This is a genomic window from Aquimarina discodermiae (assembly GCF_040786235.1).
Taxonomy (GTDB): domain Bacteria; phylum Bacteroidota; class Bacteroidia; order Flavobacteriales; family Flavobacteriaceae; genus Aquimarina.
In genome coordinates this window covers 227,724-246,206 of the sequence record NZ_JBFMKP010000002.1, presented here as the reverse complement: position 1 = coordinate 246,206, position 18,483 = coordinate 227,724, and the positions used below count along the sequence as shown (strand labels likewise).

Here is an 18,483-nt window from a genome sequence, read left to right as displayed (position 1 = left end):
AACTTGGGTTCATCAAATTATTTACACTTTAATTTTTTTAGAATAATAGTATGTTTAGTAACGCTTTATAGTGGGGTGTTATATGGTCAGGATAAGGAGACAGTAAAAGACTCTACCAGTACTTCTTTTTCTATGGGTGAACTTTCATTACCAGACCCAAGCAGTATTGTTGCTAAATATGAGTATGACCCTATAACAGATAGATATATTTATCGCCAAACATTGGGTGATTTTAATGTCAGGTATCCATTGTTTTTAACACCAGCAGAATATCTAGAGCTGGTAGAGGCAGAGCAAAGACGGTCTTATTTTAAGGAAAAAATTGACGCTTTTAGCGGTAAAACAGAAGAGGCAGAAGGAAAAAGAAAGAATTTGCTGCCAATTTTTTATGTAAACTCTAATTTTTTTCAATCTGTTTTTGGTGGAAATGAGATAGAAGTGATTCCTCAAGGATCTGTAGAGATGGATCTAGGATTATTATATACCAAGCAAGATAATCCTGCGCTTTCACCGCGAAACAGGAGTAATTTTACATTCGATTTTGATCAAAGAATTAGTCTTAGTTTATTGGGTAAAATAGGTACAAGACTTCAGGTTACCGCAAATTATGATACAGAGTCTACTTTTGATTTCCAGAACCAATTAAAGTTAGAATATACTCCAACAGAGGATGATATTATACAAAGTATAGAGGTTGGTAATGTGAGCATGCCATTAAATAGCTCATTGATTCAGGGAGCACAAAGTCTTTTTGGAGTAAAAGTTGGTTTGCAGTTTGGACGTACCACCATAACTGGTGTGTATTCAGAACAGCGTTCAGAAACCAAAACTGTTAACGTTGAAGGAGGAGGGACTATAGAAAACTTTGAATTATTTGCATTAGATTATGATGAGAATAGGCATTTTTTCTTATCACATTATTTTAGAGATACTTACGATAAATCGTTAGCAAACTACCCCTTTATCAATAGTAATATTAAAATTACAAGGGTAGAGGTTTGGATAACAAACCGAGCTACCAGTGCACAAACACTTACTAACGCTCGTAATATAGTGGCGCTTCAGGATGTTGGAGAAGGACCTGGAGATGGCAATTTTGATATCCCGGTTTCTTTGTTTAATACGGCTAATACTGATGCATTACCAGATAACGGTAATAATGATTTGGATCCTACAACAATCGGTCAGGCGGGTAGCCCGATAACCGAAGCTGTAAGACAAATTGCTACACTACAACAAGGTTTTACAGGAGCTATTGCTACTTTTAATGAAGGCTTTGATTATGCGGTGTTAGAAAATGCAAGAAAGTTAAATACTACAGAGTATACGTTGAATGATCAACTGGGATACATTTCTTTAAATCAACGACTCAATAATGATGAAGTCTTAGCGGTGGCATTTCAATACACCAAAGATAATGAGGTATATCAAGTAGGAGAATTTGCAAATGACGGGGTAGATGCTACTGTAAGTTCGGGAGATACGACAGATCCTAATAACAATGTTGAAATTGGTTCAAGTCAGAGTTTGGTGGTTAAAATGCTTAAAAGCCCGATCGTTAATGTGACAAGACCAATATGGGACTTGATGATGAAAAACATATACAGTACGGGAGCGTTTAGACTGGAGCAAAATGATTTTAGGCTAAATATAGTGTACTCAAACCCTTCTCCTATTAACTATATTACAGCGGTAGACGAAACCTCATTGGCATTACCCGGTGATGTAGAACAAACCACCTTATTAAAGGTATTTAATTTGGATAGATTAAATCCGAATGGGGATCCGGTACAAGGAGGAGATGGTTTTTTTGATTATGTAGATGGATTAACCATTGATTCTCAAAATGGTCGAATCATATTTACTAGTGTAGAACCTTTTGGAGAATATCTTTTCGATAGATTAGATAATGGACCGGTTGGTGCTGATTATACAAGCCCAGGTTCATATAATGCGAATCAGGATAAATACGTATTTAGAGATTTATATACGCAAACAAAGGTAGTAGCCGAACAACAATCTGCTGATAAGAACTTCTTTCAGTTAAAAGGTAGGTATAAATCTTCAGGTCAGGACGGGATACCTTTGGGGGCATTTAATGTGCCACAAGGTTCGGTAACGGTGACAGCGGGAGGTAGAGTTTTACAAGAAGGTGTTGATTATACGGTTAACTATCAATTAGGACGTGTAATCATATTAGATGAGGCGTTAAAATCTTCTAATACACCTATACAGGTTTCTACAGAAAATAATGCGGTGTTTGGGCAACAAACCAAACGTTTTACAGGACTTAATATAGAACATAAGTTTAGCGATGATTTTATTATAGGAGGTACATTTTTAAACCTAAATGAACGACCTATAACTCAAAAGTCAAATTATGATTTTGAGCCTATTAATAATACCATTTTAGGATTCAATGCGGCGTATGCAACAGAGGTTCCTTTTTTAACAAGAATGGTAAATAAATTGCCTAATATCGATACTGATGTGCCATCGAATGTGTCCGTAAGAGCAGAAGGAGCCTATTTGATTGCAGGAGCACCCAAAGGGGCAGATTTTGATGGTAAAGTAACAACGTATATAGATGATTTTGAAGGAGCACAAACACGAATAGATGTGAGTTCTCCCCAGTCATGGGAACTGTCAAGTGCGCCACTTGGTTTTGGAGGTGAGATAGAAAATGATAATCTCGAATCTGGATATAAAAGAGCAAAGCTATCCTGGTACTCTATTGATCCAATTTTTTATGGTAATAATAGACCAAGCGGAATTACAGAACAAGATTTAGCAACAAACCGATCAAGAAGAGTATTTATAGATGAGGTGTTTCCTGATACCGATATCGTACAGGGACAAACATTAGCGTTATTTACGTTTGATCTTAACTATGATCCTACACAAAGAGGACCTTATAACTATAATCCAGATTACGCACCTAATAATACTCCGGTGTCAGATCCAAGAGATAATTTTGGGGGAATTACCAGGCAATTAACGACGACCAATTTTGAGCAGTCTAATGTCGAATTTATGGAGTTTTGGTTAATGGATCCTTTTGAGTATGATGATTTGAACAATCCAGGAGGTACTATTGTATTTAACCTAGGTAATATAAGTGAAGATGTCTTAAAAGATGGAAGAAAGCAGTATGAAAATGGACTGCCAGCTGTTGGGCAAACGGGTAATGTGGTGAATACTAATTATGCAAGCGTACCTGTAAATCAATCCTTAATTTATGCATTTGATACGCAAGATCAGGATAGAGCGGCGCAAGATGTTGGTTTTGATGGTTTGGGCGATGCCGACGAGCAACAAAAGGTAGAGTTTGGCCCATTTACATCATTGCCAGATCCATCTGCAGATAATTATACTTATTTTCTTCAGGCAACGGGAGATGTGGTGCAGCGATATGATAGTTATAATGGTACAGAGGGTAATTCGCCAACTGATTTGTCTAACGAAGATAGAGGGAGTACTACTTTTCCCACAGCAGAAGATGTGAATAGAGATAATACCATGAATACCATTAATAGTTACTATCAGTATAGGGTTCCTATTTTTAAAGGGATGGATGTGGGTAATGACGGTGATACAGGGTATATATCTGATACAAGAGAAGTGATTACAGAAATTGCTGGTCAGCAAATCAATACACGATGGGTACGATTCAAAGTGCCGATTTATGAGCCTACCAGTGCAGAAAATATCAGCGATTTTAGATCTATACGATTTATGAGAATGTATCTTACAGAGTTTTCACAACCTACATTATTGCGATTCGCAAATATGGATTTGGTACGTGGAGATTATAGAAGATATGTTCAGGTAGGAGATCAAGTAAATGATCCAACAGATGGGCTGAATGTTTTTGGCGAGACAGAAGTGATTATTACTTCGGTAAGTGCAGAAGAAACGCCTAATTATGTTACACCACCTGGTGTAATAAGAGAGCAAGTCAACAATAATAACAATATCATTCGAGAAGATGAAAGATCTTTGGCATTAACAGTAAATGATCTTAAGTCTGGAGATGCAAGAGGGGTGTATAAGAATTTTAATGTAGACATGCGCCAATACGAGAACCTTGAAATGTTTTTGCATGCAGAGCCAATTCCGGGAGGAACTTTGGGCAACAATAATGTAAAAGCATTCATAAGAATGGGAAGCGATTTTACGAATAATTTTTATCAGATAGAAATACCGTTAGCGGTATCTGATAGAACTAGTAGCGACCAGGAAAGTGTTTGGCCTACAGCAAATCGTTTTAATCTACCATTAGAGTTTTTAAGGACAGTTAAGTCAGAAGTGTTAGGAGATAATAGTTTAGTTGCAAATGAGCTTAACTTTTTATCTGAGCAACCTAATAATCTAAAAATAGGAGTTAAAGGAAATCCTAATTTTGGAGATATAAGGGTGATGATGATTGGTATTAAGAACGAAAGTGGTAGTGATCAATCGGCTACAGTTTGGTTTAATGAAATGCGCCTTAGTGATTTAAAAAATAGGGGTGGATGGGCTGCAGTTGCAAGTATGGATGCTAATATTGCCGATTTTGCAAATGTAAGTGCTTCTGGTAGAATTACAACAATTGGTTTTGGAGGCATCGAGCAAGGTCCTAATGAAAGAAGCCAGGAAGATGTAAAGCAATATGATGTTACTACCAATGTTAATTTAGGGCAGTTGCTTCCAAAAAAATGGGGAGTGCAATTACCATTTAATTATAGTAGAGGAGAAGAGCTTATTACTCCGCAATATGATCCCGAATTTTTGGATTTGGAGCTTCAAGATAGGTTAGATAATACAACAGATCCAGAAAGGAAAAAACAAATAGAAGAGCAATCTACTGATTATACGCTAAGACAAAGTTTTAATGTAATCGGATTGCGAAAAGAAAGAACAGGTGATAGTAAGCCAATGCCTTATGATATTGAGAATTTCACTTTTTCAGGCACATATAATCAAACCGATCATCGTGATTTTGAAATAGAAGAATCTCTAGATCAACAAGTGAAATTGGGAGGCACCTATGATTTTGGATTTAGACCCAAAGAAATAGAGCCCTTTAAAAAAGTGAAGCTTTTGGGTAAAAGTAAATATTTTGATTTGATTAAAGATTTCAACTTTAATCTTTTGCCAACAAGTATCTCGGTAAGTTCTAACATAACCAGACAATATAATAAGCAGATTTTTAGAGATATTACCCTAGGACCAAATGATATTAAGTTGCCAGCATTGTACCAACGTAACTTTTTGTATGATTGGCAATATGGGGTTAATTACAATTTGTCAAAATCACTTAATTTTACTTTTACATCTGCCAACAAAAGGATTATTAAGAATTTTATCGACGAAGAAAATAATGTAGATAACACTGTCGATGTATGGACAGGCTTTTTTGACATAGGAGATCCTAACTCACATAGTCAGCAACTTCAGGTTAATTATGAGGTGCCGTTCAAAAAAATACCAGCACTTAAGTTTTTGCGTACAACGTATTCTTATAGCGCCGATTTTCAGTGGATAAAGGGTAGTGAAGCGTTAAAATCACTAGAAGGAATTCCTGATTTGGGGCATACGGTACAAAATGCCAATGTGCATACAGTCAATGGATCTTTAGATATGAATACATTGTATAAGTATGTGGGGCTTACCAAAAAGAAAGCAGGAAGGAGAGGTGCTAAAGATCGAGACCGGAAAAAAGATTCAAAAGAAAAACCTGATGATAGAGATAGTAGAGAGTCTCCGCCAGAACCAGAAAGCAGATCACGAAGGCCAGAACGAGGACGTAGTAAGTTAAGTACGGGTGACAAGGCATTTAATACACTTATTGGTTTGGTAACCGCTGTAAAAAAAGTAAATATAAATTATAATCAAGATAGTGGTATTTTTCTTCCAGGATATACAAGAACACCTGGGTTTGTAGGAACACTAAAACCAACTGTTGGGTTTACTTTTGGTAGTCAATCAGATATTAGGGGCCTTGCTGCCCGTAATGGATGGCTTACCCTGTATGATGAGTTTAACCAACAATACCAAGAAGTAGAAGGAAAGCAGCTTAATATTCAGGCTTCTTTAGACTTGCTTAGAGATTTTAAGATTGATATTAGTGGTAGTAGAAATTATTCAGAAACGTTTAACGAAAACTATAAAGTTAATCTTATACAAGATGATGTGTTTAGCATTGAAAATATTAATGTAGAAGATCCTTATGAATCTCTGACCGCTAATACGTTTGGTAATTTTACCATTTCGACGATGTTGGTTAAAACCGCTTTTAAAAAGAGTGATGAGTTTAACTCAGAAACGTTTGATGAGTTTAGAAAAAATAGAAGGATTATAGCAGAGCGCTTGGGTACTGAAAATGGCATAACAACCGTTGATGATGATGGTTTCCCATCTGGATATGGTAAAACCAATCAAGCAGTCCTATTGCCGGCATTTTTAGCGGCATATACGGGTACTAGTGCAGATAAAATTCAGACAGGTGCATTTAGAGATATACCATTGCCAAACTGGGATGTAAAATACACAGGATTAATGCGTCTAAAATGGTTTAAAAAACGTTTTAAAAGGTTTTCTGTAGCACATGGGTATCGAGCTAATTATACGATAAATCAATTCCAGACCAATTTACAGTTTGGAGTACAACAAGTCGATACAGGGGGAGATGGTGATGTAAATCGTGCTGATAATTCTAGAAATCCAATATTGTTTTCTAATATAAACCTTACTGAGCAGTTTAGTCCTTTGGTAAAGTTAGATATGGAAATGAATAACTCTATCAAAATCTTGGCTGAATGGAAAAAGGACAGAGCACTTTCGTTAAGTTTTGATAATAACTTACTGACAGAAATTCAAGGAAATGAATATATTATTGGTTTGGGTTACAGATTAAAAGATTTGATGTTTACAACTAGAATATCGGGTAAAAAACGAGTTATTAAAAGTGACCTTAACCTTAGAGCAGATCTATCGCTTAGACAAAATGAAACTCTGATTAGATACTTGGATATAGAGAATACCCAAATAACAGCCGGGCAAGATATTTATGGTTTTAAATTTACTGCAGATTATGCACTAAGTAAAAACTTGACAGCATTGTTGTTTTATGATCATACCTTTTCAGAGTATTCAATATCAACTGCATTTCCGCAGACTACAATTCGAGGCGGTTTTACGCTTAGATATAATTTCGGAAACTAGAAATATGATGATTTGTTAACCTCTAATTGTTAAAAATTGTTTTTTCAATATTTTTTTGTCTCGTTTCCTTAAAATTTAATAAAATAGATTTATTTTCGTCATCAAAATATTAACAACAAATAAATTTTTTTCGGATGAACATTCCTGCAGATTTAAAATATACCAAAGATCACGAATGGATCAAGATTGATGGTGATGTTGCGACTATCGGTATTACTGATTTTGCGCAAAGTGAATTAGGAGACATTGTATACGTAGAAGTAGAAACAGTAGATGAAGAACTTGATAGAGAAGAAGTTTTTGGAACTGTAGAAGCTGTTAAAACGGTATCTGATTTGTTTTTACCATTAGCTGGTGAAATTATCGAATTTAATGAGACACTAGAAGGTGATCCAGAATTGGTGAATAGCGATCCTTATGGAGATGGCTGGATGGTTAAAGTTAAAATAGCAGAAGCTTCTCAAGTAGAAGATTTACTATCAGCAGATGATTATAAAGAAATTATTGGGGCATAATCCCATTTTTTTTCTGGCAATTATATCTACAGGGTTGCTTACTTGGGCCTCTTTGGCCAAAATAAGCAACCCTGTTGGGGTTAAAATACATATGAGTGATAAGCTGGCGCACTTTATAGCTTATTTTGTCTTGACTACTGTTTGGTTCTCTTTTTTGTTTTTTTCTGAAAGACAGAATAGAAGTTTAAAACAAAGTTTATGGATAGCTTCTGTAATGTGTGTTTTGTATGGAATTTTAATGGAAATACTGCAAGCCCTATTGACTACATATCGAAGTTCTGAGTGGTACGATGTAATTGCGAATACAAGTGGTACAATTTTTGCTGTTTTATTAATTGTGCTCGCAAGAAGAATAATTTTGAAAATTAAGTTAAGTAGTTAGAATATCAGTTAACTATATGTTGTTTTTAACTTTATTAGAGGTCTTGTAAAAGTTAAAAATTAATTTTTTTGATTTACATTTTTATCTTTAGTTGGAAATTACAAAAGAATTTAGCTATTTTAGCAATCCTATAACGATTATAATATTATGGAACCAAAGAAAAATCCAAAAGCAGATTTAACTAAAAGAAGTATCTTATTCCTTCAATTAGGGCTTATTTTAGTTCTCTTTTTAACATGGCGAGGTATTGAGTGGAAGACGTATGATAAAAGTAATATAGATATTGGTCAGGTTAATCTTGATGAATTAGAAGAAGAAGATATCCCTATTACTCAAAATCTAAATACACCACCTCCACCTCCTCCACCGCCACCAGCTCCAGAGGTTATTGATGTTGTAGAAGATGAAGAAGAAGTAGAAGAAACAATTATCGAATCTACAGAATCTAATCAAGAAGAAGAGATTGTAGAAGTAGAAGAGGTAGAAGATGTTGATGAAGACGAAGAAGTTGCAGATGTTCCTTTTGCAGTAATCGAAAATGTGCCTATTTTTCCTGGATGCGAAAAAGCAGGTGGTAATGCTGCAAAAAAGAAATGTATGAGTGATAAGGTTAAAAAATTCGTTAACCGTAAGTTTAATACAGAATTAGGAAGTGAACTTGGATTGTCAGGCGTTAACCGTATCTATGTAAGATTTAAAATTGATAGAAAAGGTAATATTGTTGGAGTACAGGCTAGAGGGCCACACCCTAGATTAGAAAAAGAAGCGCAGCGAGTAGTTGGTTTATTACCAAAAATGACTCCTGGTAAACAAAGAGGAAAAGCAGTAGGGGTGTTATACTCACTACCAATCGTATTCCAAGTACAGGAATAAGAATAAAATATATTTAATATCAGAATCCCGTTACATTTATGTAACGGGATTCTTTTTTTGGTATGCTTGTTGATTTAGAATCAATTGTAACGTTAAAACTAAATAGTATGAGTAACAAGCATGATGCTAATGTACAAAAAAGTACATTAGTGAACTTTCAGATTGGACTTATAGCAAGTCTTTTATTTACCTATGTAATGTTTGAGGTGTACACGAGCTCTCAAATAATTGTCCCTAATTCTCCTGTAGAAAATCCGTATACTATTACCGAGTATACCATGGGAGATTTTATCATCGAAAAAGTTCCAGAAAAGCCATTAGAGAGTAAGCCGAAACCTCAAAAGGTTATGGATATCTCTGAAGCTAAAATAGTTGATGATAATACTAAGATAAAAAGTTTTGAAAAAGAGTTTGAAAGCTCACCTCCCGTAGAAACTGCTCCTGTTAATCCAGATGATATTGAAAATATCGAACCTGTAGATGATCCGGTTTCTGTTCCTTTTAGTGTGGTAGAAGATGTGCCTGTTTTTCCTGGGTGTGAGCATTTGACTTCTAACAAAGAAAAGGCAGAGTGTTTTTCTGCAAAAATTAGAAAGATTGTTTCTAGAAGGTTTAATACCGAGGTGGGTGAAAGGTATGGATTAAGTGGGATGCAACGTATTTTTACCTTGTTCGAGGTTTCTCCAAATGGAGTTATTCAAAATATTCAAATTAGAGCACCGCATCCCGGATTAGAAAAAGAGGCAAGAAGGGTGATAGGTCTTTTTCCTGATGTAACACCAGGTAAGCAAAGAGGTAGAGCAGTTACTGTAAAATATCAGCTACCGATCACTTTTAGAGTGCAAGAATAATAAAATATACATGCCGGGATGTGTTTCCTGGCATGTGTTTTTATTTTGTAAGACTAAGGTAAATTGTGTTGCGAATACCTTCAGAATTAATAAAGCCATCACCATAGCCTTTTTGGTTGTATTCTTTGGTTAGTAAGGAGTTTTTTAAGATTTTAGTAGCTGATGTTCCCTGGTCAATTTCTTCCTGAATACGAGAGGTGATAGTTTCAAGCATTTCTAAGAAAGTTTCAAGATCTTTTTTAGTTGCTAATTTTCCATGCCCAGGGATAATGCTGGTGTCATCATTGGTAATGAGTAGTGCTTTTTTAGCAGCACTTATGTATCCGTGAATACTTCCTCCCGATTTTAAATCAATATAGGGGTAGCGTTCATTAAAAAAGGTATCCCCCATATGTAATACATTTCCTTGTGTAAAATAAATAATGGCATCTCCATCAGTATGCGCATTGTGTACATGAAAGGCTTTTATGTTTTCATCTTTAAAATAAAATTGCAACCCCTCGTCAAAAGTAATTACAGGAAGTGATAGTAGATTGATATTACCCTTTTTTTGTTGTTTCGACTTCATTCTATGTCGTACATTTTTTTGTGCGTAAATGATAGCCCCACTTTTTGCTATGTTTTCATTACCTCCTGTGTGGTCTCCATGAAAATGAGTGTTAACAACCGTAGTAATTGGTTGGTTGCTGATTGTTTTTAAAGTAGCAAACAATTGCTCAGATACATTTGCGAATTGATCATCAATAATAAACAGCCCTTTTTCGTTTTTAAAAACACCGATATTACCTCCTTTTCCAGTAAGCATATAAATGTTTTCTGATAGAGGTTCTACCGTGATCGATGTTTTTTTGTTTTGTGCATTGGAGTTTAGAAATAACAGAAAAATTCCAAAAATATATAGGTTTTTCATGATTATGTGTTTTGTGTATCAACTTTGTCTGATGTGTGACTTGAAAATTACAATCGTTATAGTTTTGATAGTCAAAATGTTGTGTTAAAAATTAAGAATAAGAATTGTTGTTGTTGAATTTAAAAGTGGGAAAGCTTGTTAAAAGTTGAATTATAAATAGTTATAAGTTGTCTAAAACGCATATAAGATATATCTTTGCACGACTTTTATAAAAAGTAATTAAGAAAAACGTGGAAAATTTGAGTGTTGCCCAAATCGATACTATAAAAACATCTGTTGTTCAGGATTTTAAGGAAATTACAAAAATGCGATTGGCATTAAGTGTAGTTTTTTCGTCGGTTGCGGGTTATTTGTTGGGAGTTGAGACGGTTTCCTGGAGTACACTTTTGCTCCTTGCAATAGGGGGGTATTTTATGGTTGGTGCTTCAAATGCTTTTAATCAGATTATAGAAAGAGATCTTGATAAACTGATGGATCGAACCAAAAATAGACCAATTCCGTCTGGTAGAATGTCTGTTAATACAGCTTTTGCTATTGCAACATTATTTACAATTGCCGGAATTTCTGTTTTATACAATATCAATCCTAAAACAGCCATGTTTGGCGCAATCTCTATATTTATTTATGTGAGTCTGTATACGCCTTTAAAAACAAAAACTCCATTATCGGTTTTTGTGGGAGCTATACCGGGCGCTATTCCTTTTATGTTGGGTTGGGTAGCAGCAACCAATGATTTTGGTATCGAACCAGGGACATTGTTTATGATACAATTTTTCTGGCAATTCCCACACTTCTGGGCAATTGGCTGGTTTTTGTTTGATGATTATAAAAAAGGAGGCTTTTTTATGCTTCCAACAGGTAAAAAAGATCAGGGAACCGCTGTACAGGTAATTATTTATACAGTATGGACAATTGTGACCTCTTTGGTTCCTGTTTTTGGAGTAACAGGAGAATTATACCTTACACCTGTTGCAGGAGGAATTATTTTGATATTAGGATTGGTTTTAGGAAGGTCTGCAATGCTTTTGTATAAAAGGAGAGATGCTAAAACGGCCAAACAATTAATGCTCATGAGTGTTTTGTATATTACCCTATTGCAAATCATTTATGTAGTTGATAAACTTATAAGAGCATGGATTTAACGCAAGGAACAACAAAAGAAAAAATAGATAGGTCCAAGAAGACGATGATGTGGTTTGCTATGATTAGTATGGCAATGGTTTTTGCTGGTCTTACCAGTGCTTATGTTGTTAGTAAATCCAGAAAAGACTGGGCTACAGATCTTATTTTTCCAAATGCGTTTATATATAGCATTATCGTTATTATTGCAAGTAGTATAACTTTTCACTTTGTGAAGAAAGCAATAGATAACGAAAACAGAAGTTTAGCATCTTTATTATTACTCGCTACGATAGTTTTAGGTGGGATATTCGTATTTTTGCAATTCGAAGGTTTTAATGATATGATTCGTCAAGGGTATCATTTTACAGGCCCAACTTCAAATATTGTAACTACCTTTATGTTTATAATCGTAGTTACGCATTTAGTGCACATAATTGGCGGAGTTATAGTGCTTTTAGTTGTAATTTATAATCATTTTAAACAAAAGTATAAAAGAGGGCAAACCCTTGGTTTAGAACTAGGTGCTATGTATTGGCATTTTGTGGACTTTTTGTGGGTTTATCTCTTTTTGTTTTTATATTTCGTTAGATAATAAAATTGCTTACTTTTGTGGAAAATTTAACAATACCAAATTCTTTATATGGAAACAGCTGTTACTAAAACAGGGACAGAAGATAAAACTTGGGGAGGTGGAAACCAACCGCTCAAGGTAAGTTATGGTAAGATGATGATGTGGTTTTTTATCCTTTCGGATGCACTTACATTTTCAGGTTTTCTTGCCGCATATGGTTTTTCAAGATTTAAATTTATTGATTCTTGGCCAATAGCAGATGAAGTGTTTAATCACTTCCCATTTTTACACGGTGTAGACGCACCAATGTATTATGTGGCATTAATGACTTTTATTCTTATCTTTTCTTCTGTTACAATGGTATTGGCGGTAGATGCAGGACATCATATGAAGCAGAAAAAGGTAATCCTTTATATGTTCTTGACTATTATAGGAGGAGCAATCTTCGTAGGATCTCAGGCTTGGGAGTGGAAAAACTTTATCAAAGGAGAATACGGTGCGGTAGAAACAAGAGGAGGTCAGATACTGCAATTTGTAGATGCAGAAGGCCATAGAGTTGGTTTAAAAGAGATCGCTATCGTAGATGCGCATAATGAAAGAGCACGACATGAGCGTAAAAACGGAATATGGTTTCAGAAAGAAGCAACACTTCCTACCTATACCATAGACGAAATAAGAGCTGGATTTGAGAAAAGAAGTGATCTATTAATAAGAACACAGATTTTGAATGAAGAGGGAGAAAAAACAATTTTATCTAGAAAAGAATCCTTAAGAAGATTACAAGCTGATGCTATCGGTACTGTCGAGGGAGCTAATTTGCAACACAATGAGTACGGAACTCCGTTATTTGCAAACTTTTTCTTCTTTATAACAGGATTTCACGGGTTTCACGTATTTTCTGGAGTGATCATTAATATCATTATCTTCATTAATGTGATCTTAGGAACATATGAGAGAAGAAAGAATTATGAAATGGTAGAGAAAGTTGGTTTATATTGGCACTTTGTAGATTTGGTATGGGTGTTTGTATTTACATTCTTTTATCTGGTTTAATAAAAAATATAGCATTTATATAAAATGGCACACGATACAGCACATCACGAATCGAATATAGCAAGAATCTGGAAAGTATTTATTATTCTTTCTGTAATTACAATAGTTGAAGTAATATTAGGTATTATCAAACCTACTTTTATGATAGAGACTACTGTGATTAGTATGAAATTATTAAACTGGATATTTATTATTCTTACTGTTTGGAAAGCATATTATATTACATGGGCATTTATGCACATGGAGGGTGAGACTAAAGGGTTGAGAAGATCTGTAGTTTGGACAGGGATCTTTTTGATATGTTACTTGATATTTATTCTTCTTACAGAAGGAGATTATGTTTATGAAGTATTTAAAGCAGGTCATAAAAGCTGGGATTTTTAATTCTAACTCTTATAGTTAAAAGCATTGAAAAAAGACGGTTTTATGAACCGTCTTTTTTATTTTTGCACTTAATCTTGTGAACCATATTTAGCATAGGCGTATTCAAGGTAAATCAGTCGATTATATTATGAAAAAATTTATTGTTTTAGGTGTTTTGTTTATACTGCCGCTTGTCGCATATTTATTTTTTGCATCCGGAGTGCATAATTTTGCTAAACTCCCAGTGCTGAATAAAGCGGTGGGCAATTTGGAGAATTTTGAGAGCTTGTCAAAAGAGCAAATATCTTTTGATAAAAAAGTAACTATTCTAGGTTTCTTAGGTAAAGAAATCTACAACAAGCAAGGAAATGCTTTTAACTTAAATCAAAAAATTTACAAGAAAAATCATGGATTTAAAGACTTTCAGTTTGTAATGATACTTCCCTTTGGGAGTGAGAATGCAGCAAAAGATCTTTTGAATGAATTAGATAATATAACAGATGTCTCTGGATGGAAATTTCTTTTTGGCACCACAGAACAAATCACGGCCTTGTTTACTAGTTTGAAAACGCCACATCGATTAGATTCAAATCTGGCTTCAGACTATGTCTATATCATTGATAAAGATGCTAGTTTAAGAGGAAGAGATGGAAGTATAGGAAAAGAGAAAGATGTAGTGCATGGATATGATGCAAGTTCGGTTGCTGATTTATCTAATGTAATGGAAGATGATGTAAAAGTGATTTTGGCAGAATATCGTTTGGCTCTTAAAAAATATAAGGCTGATCGTAAAGAGAAATAAAGTTAGCTATGAAAAAGTATTCGTACGTTGGGATATCATTTATTATACTTGTTTTTGGGATAATTTTCATTCCCAAGATTGTAAATCGAGTAAAGAAAACTTCTGTCGTAAAGAATGATAGAATGAGTGCCGATAACCCCGTTGCAAATGAAAAGTTGGCATATATAAAAATAAACGGAACGCCAAAAAAAGTTCCTGACTTTGCTTTTCTAAATCAAGATAGTATCACAGTCACAAATCACGATTACAAAGGTAAAGTGTACGTAGCAGAGTTTTTCTTTACAAGTTGTCCTACTATTTGTCCAAAAATGACAAGAAACCTGGTGTATTTGCAAAATGAGTTAAAAGGAATGGATAATTTTGGTGTGGCATCCTTTACAATTAATCCCAGATTTGATACTCCTAGAAGACTAAAGACGTATGCAGATAATTATGGTGTGACTAATCAGGATTGGCATATGCTTACTGGGGATAGAGAAGATATTTATGAGCTCGCAAATGCTGGGTTTAATATTTATGCTGCAGAAAATCCAAATGTGCCAGGTGGGTTTGAGCATAATGGTTATTTTGCTTTAATAGATCAGGATGGTTATATACGGTCAAGATATGATGCGTCGGGAAACCCAATAATTTATTACAGAGGAACCATTGGGGTAGAAGAAAAAAAAGATCAGAACGGAGAAGAAGAACAAATAACAATCTTATTAAAAGATATTAAAAAATTGATGAATAAAGATGAGTAGTAATCTATCGCCGACAGAAAAAAAATACAAAAATTGGATTATAATACTGTCGATTGGTATTCCTTTGGCAGTAGCAGTGTTGTTTGGTGTTAATCTTAGAAAGTTAGGTTTCGATGTTGAGCCTCTTACCTTTTTACCACCAATTTATGCGACAATAAATGGTGTTACAGCAATTATATTGGTAGCTGCATTATGGGCGGTGAAAAACGGAAAAGTTACACTGCATGAAAGATTGATGAAAACTGCAATTGCTTGTTCTGTTTTATTTTTGCTTATGTATATTGCATATCATATGACAAGTGACTCTACGCGTTTTGGTGGAGAAGGAACAATACGTTATGTGTATTATTTTATTTTAATTACCCATATAGTTTTATCTATAGCAGTAATTCCGTTTGTGCTAATTACATATGTTAGAGCTTTATCCAAAAAGTTTGAATCGCATAAGAAAATAGCCAGAATTACATTTCCTATATGGTTGTACGTAGCAATAACCGGGGTTGTGGTTTATTTAATGATATCACCTTATTACTAAAGTTAATAATCTTTTTATGATCATTGTATTGCTTGATTTGATAAGAAGAAATAAGATGTTTCATTTTTTTTAATACATATTGAAAGTGTTATAGTAAAAAGCTTTATGTAACATCCGAAAGAATACGTTAAGTGTATGGTACAAGTAACAAAGTTTTTAATACGATTGTTTGGCGAGTTCGATCTGACATCTACAACAATATTATAAACAGATGAAAAATTATATAGCATATATCTTACTTCTATTTTTATTGTTTGCGATTCCTGCAGAAGCACAATGTTCTATGTGTAGGGCTGTTTTAGAAAGCGAAGAAGGACAGAAAACGGCCAAAGGAATAAACAATGGAATTGTTTACCTGATGATTATCCCATATGTGTTGATAGGAGGAGTAGGATACCTTATTTATAGAAATAAAAAGAAATCAAATACTTCGAAAAAGCCCTTGTAAAAGGGCTTTTGCTTTTTTAACATTTTCCTAACAAAGGGAGATGTAACAAACATATGTATGGTGTAGTCTAATGTTTCAGGACTACTTCAGTTGATAATAGGTCTTTGTTTAAAAGTAAGAACTGTTAGTGTGTCTTTTTTGTTTAGGTATACTTTATACCTTTTATATCTTAAACCGATAGTATGATTGAAATAAATAACTTACATAAATCGTATAGAATGGGAAGTAATTCTCTTCATGTACTCAAGGGAATAGATTTTAATGTAAAAGAAGGTGAGTTGGTTGCTATTATGGGGCCTTCGGGTTCTGGTAAATCAACATTACTAAATATTTTAGGAATGTTGGATGAAGCCGATAAAGGTGATTACGTTTTGGATAATGTTCCTATTAAAAATTTGAACGAAACAAAAGCCGCTCAATACCGAAATAAATTTCTAGGATTTGTTTTTCAGTCATTTAATTTGATTAACTATAAAACAGCCATAGAAAATGTAGCCTTACCATTATATTATCAGCGAAAAGGTAGAAAGGAGAGAACAGAAAAGGCTCTTAACTATTTGGGAAAAGTAGGATTGGCAGAATGGGCAACACACTTACCTAGCGAACTATCAGGAGGGCAGAAACAAAGAGTTGCAATTGCAAGAGCTCTTGCCGCAGATCCCAAAGTATTATTAGCAGATGAGCCAACAGGTGCTTTGGATAGTAAAACATCTCATGAAGTTATGGATATCATTCAGGGTATTAATGATGAAGGAAAGACGATACTAGTGGTAACGCATGAAGAAGATATTGCAAATATGTGCAAACGTATCGTGCGCCTTAAGGATGGAGTTATTGTAGAAGATGTACAAGTAGAACAAGTTAGAGCTTCACAATATGTTTGATAGAGATAGGTGGCGAGAAATATTTGAAGCAATTAGCAAAAACAAGTTGCGTACTTTCCTTTCAGGATTTACGGTTGCACTTGGGATTTTAATTTTTACCATCCTTTTTGGTTTTGGAAATGGACTAAAAAATACATTTCAAGAGTTTTTTGTTGATGATGCTACAAATACCATATGGTTGTTTCCTGGTAGAACTTCAAAACCCTATAAAGGATTTGCAATCAATCGTGTTGTAGAATTTAGAAATGATGATATAGAAGATATTAAAAAAGATTTTGCGCTCTATGTAGATTATATAACTCCTAGAATTAGTAGATCTGGCCTTACCAAATATAAAGGAGAATCTAATACTTATGTAACCAGAGCGGTTGGTCCTGCACATCTACTTTGCGAAAAGACCATTATCATGAAAGGACGTTATGTAAATGATAATGATATTAAAGAAAAGTCTAAAAGTGTTGTAATAGGTAGATTAGTAGAGCAAGACCTTTTTGGGAAAAAAGAAAATGCGATTGGTAAATTTATAGAAATCGACGGTATTACATATAAAGTAATCGGGGTTTTTCAGGATGATGGAGGTGATAATGAAGAGCGATATATATATATGCCGTATACAACAAGGCAACTTGTAGAAAAAAACACAGATAAGATTGATCAGATAATCGTAGGGTTTAAACTGGGTATTGGTTATTCTGGAGCAAAAGCTTTAGAGATAAGCCTGGATAAATACATGCGCGATAAGCATGTGATTCATCCCGAAGATCAAAACGGTCTCTTTATTAGAAATGTCGCAGAAAACGTTAAGCAAACGTTGCAATTTGCAAACATATTACAGATTGTGGTTGCCTTTGTAGGTATTGGAACATTGTTAGCAGGTATCATAGGAATCAGTAATATTATGGTGTTTGTAGTAAAAGAACGTACTAAAGAACTTGGGATTAGAAAGGCATTGGGAGCATCACCTAAGTCGATAGTGAGTATGATTTTACAAGAATCTGTTTTTATAACGACGATTGCGGGAATCATTGGTTTATTTATAGGAATGACCATTTTAAAATTTACAGGAACTTCACTTAAGGATTATTTTATTACCAATCCATATGTAGAGATAGGTACAGTAATAGGAGCGACTATAGTATTGATATTTTTTGGAGCCTTAGCAGGATATATTCCTGCAAGAAGAGCCGCTCGAATAAAACCAATTGTAGCACTTAGAGACGAATAA

At 34.4% G+C, this 18,483-nt stretch carries 16 protein-coding genes; 15 read left to right on the top strand and 1 reads right to left on the bottom strand.

Features of this window, described 5'->3' with window-relative positions; genetic code table 11:
• Positions 1 to 3: 3 nt before the first annotated feature.
• From sov to ABW636_RS01935, 5 genes are all read left to right on the top strand, one after another.
• On the top strand, positions 4 to 7,206 hold the full coding sequence (gene sov / locus ABW636_RS01955; RefSeq protein ID WP_367588268.1) for a T9SS outer membrane translocon Sov/SprA: 7,203 nt from the start codon (positions 4 to 6) through the stop codon (positions 7,204 to 7,206).
• A 134-nt stretch (positions 7,207 to 7,340) separates the two neighbouring features.
• Positions 7,341 to 7,721, top strand: a complete 381-nt coding sequence (gcvH, locus tag ABW636_RS01950) for a glycine cleavage system protein GcvH (protein WP_367588267.1) — start codon at positions 7,341 to 7,343, stop codon at positions 7,719 to 7,721.
• Positions 7,693 to 8,103 carry a VanZ family protein gene (locus ABW636_RS01945; protein WP_367588266.1) on the top strand — a complete coding sequence of 137 codons (411 nt, stop codon included), beginning with the start codon at positions 7,693 to 7,695 and terminating at the stop codon, positions 8,101 to 8,103. Before gcvH ends, ABW636_RS01945 begins: the two co-directional genes overlap by 29 nt.
• A gap of 147 nt (positions 8,104 to 8,250) precedes the next feature.
• A complete protein-coding gene (locus tag ABW636_RS01940; protein ID WP_367588265.1) occupies positions 8,251 to 8,976 on the top strand; it encodes an energy transducer TonB in 726 nt (241 codons plus the stop codon).
• 107 nt (positions 8,977 to 9,083) lie between these two features.
• Positions 9,084 to 9,827, top strand: coding sequence for an energy transducer TonB (locus ABW636_RS01935; RefSeq protein WP_367588264.1), 744 nt, complete (start codon positions 9,084 to 9,086; stop codon positions 9,825 to 9,827).
• 40 nt (positions 9,828 to 9,867) lie between these two features.
• Here the strand turns inward: ABW636_RS01935 and ABW636_RS01930 are convergent, their stop codons facing one another.
• Positions 9,868 to 10,737 (bottom strand): MBL fold metallo-hydrolase, encoded by an 870-nt coding sequence (locus ABW636_RS01930; protein ID WP_367588263.1) that lies wholly within the window; start codon positions 10,735 to 10,737, stop codon positions 9,868 to 9,870.
• Positions 10,738 to 10,976: 239 nt separating this feature from the next.
• Between ABW636_RS01930 and cyoE the strand changes: the two genes are divergently transcribed.
• From cyoE to ABW636_RS01880, 10 genes are all read left to right on the top strand, one after another.
• The gene (gene cyoE / locus ABW636_RS01925; RefSeq protein WP_367588262.1) at positions 10,977 to 11,879 is read left to right on the top strand and encodes a heme o synthase; all 903 of its coding nucleotides are present in this window, start codon (positions 10,977 to 10,979) and stop codon (positions 11,877 to 11,879) included.
• Positions 11,870 to 12,451, top strand: coding sequence for a cytochrome c oxidase subunit 3 (locus tag ABW636_RS01920; RefSeq protein ID WP_367588261.1), 582 nt, complete (start codon positions 11,870 to 11,872; stop codon positions 12,449 to 12,451). Before cyoE ends, ABW636_RS01920 begins: the two co-directional genes overlap by 10 nt.
• A gap of 48 nt (positions 12,452 to 12,499) precedes the next feature.
• The gene (locus ABW636_RS01915; RefSeq protein WP_367588260.1) at positions 12,500 to 13,483 is read left to right on the top strand and encodes a cytochrome c oxidase subunit 3; all 984 of its coding nucleotides are present in this window, start codon (positions 12,500 to 12,502) and stop codon (positions 13,481 to 13,483) included.
• Positions 13,484 to 13,507: 24 nt separating this feature from the next.
• Complete coding sequence (locus ABW636_RS01910) at positions 13,508 to 13,867, top strand: cytochrome C oxidase subunit IV family protein (protein ID WP_367588259.1); 360 nt, start codon at positions 13,508 to 13,510, stop codon at positions 13,865 to 13,867.
• Between the two features lie 127 nt (positions 13,868 to 13,994).
• On the top strand, positions 13,995 to 14,648 hold the full coding sequence (locus ABW636_RS01905; RefSeq protein ID WP_367588258.1) for a hypothetical protein: 654 nt from the start codon (positions 13,995 to 13,997) through the stop codon (positions 14,646 to 14,648).
• 8 nt (positions 14,649 to 14,656) lie between these two features.
• A complete protein-coding gene (locus ABW636_RS01900; RefSeq protein ID WP_367588257.1) occupies positions 14,657 to 15,391 on the top strand; it encodes an SCO family protein in 735 nt (244 codons plus the stop codon).
• Positions 15,384 to 15,926: a DUF420 domain-containing protein gene (locus tag ABW636_RS01895; RefSeq protein ID WP_367588256.1), complete on the top strand. Its 543-nt coding sequence runs from the start codon at positions 15,384 to 15,386 to the stop codon at positions 15,924 to 15,926. Before ABW636_RS01900 ends, ABW636_RS01895 begins: the two co-directional genes overlap by 8 nt.
• Before the next feature lie 211 nt (positions 15,927 to 16,137).
• Positions 16,138 to 16,374: a CAMCR motif-containing small membrane protein gene (locus tag ABW636_RS01890; RefSeq protein WP_367588255.1), complete on the top strand. Its 237-nt coding sequence runs from the start codon at positions 16,138 to 16,140 to the stop codon at positions 16,372 to 16,374.
• Between the two features lie 182 nt (positions 16,375 to 16,556).
• The gene (locus tag ABW636_RS01885) at positions 16,557 to 17,258 is read left to right on the top strand and encodes an ABC transporter ATP-binding protein (protein ID WP_367588254.1); all 702 of its coding nucleotides are present in this window, start codon (positions 16,557 to 16,559) and stop codon (positions 17,256 to 17,258) included.
• Entirely contained in the window at positions 17,251 to 18,483 is a 1,233-nt protein-coding gene (locus ABW636_RS01880) for an ABC transporter permease (protein ID WP_367588253.1), read from the top strand. The genes ABW636_RS01885 and ABW636_RS01880 overlap by 8 nt, the downstream gene beginning before the upstream one ends.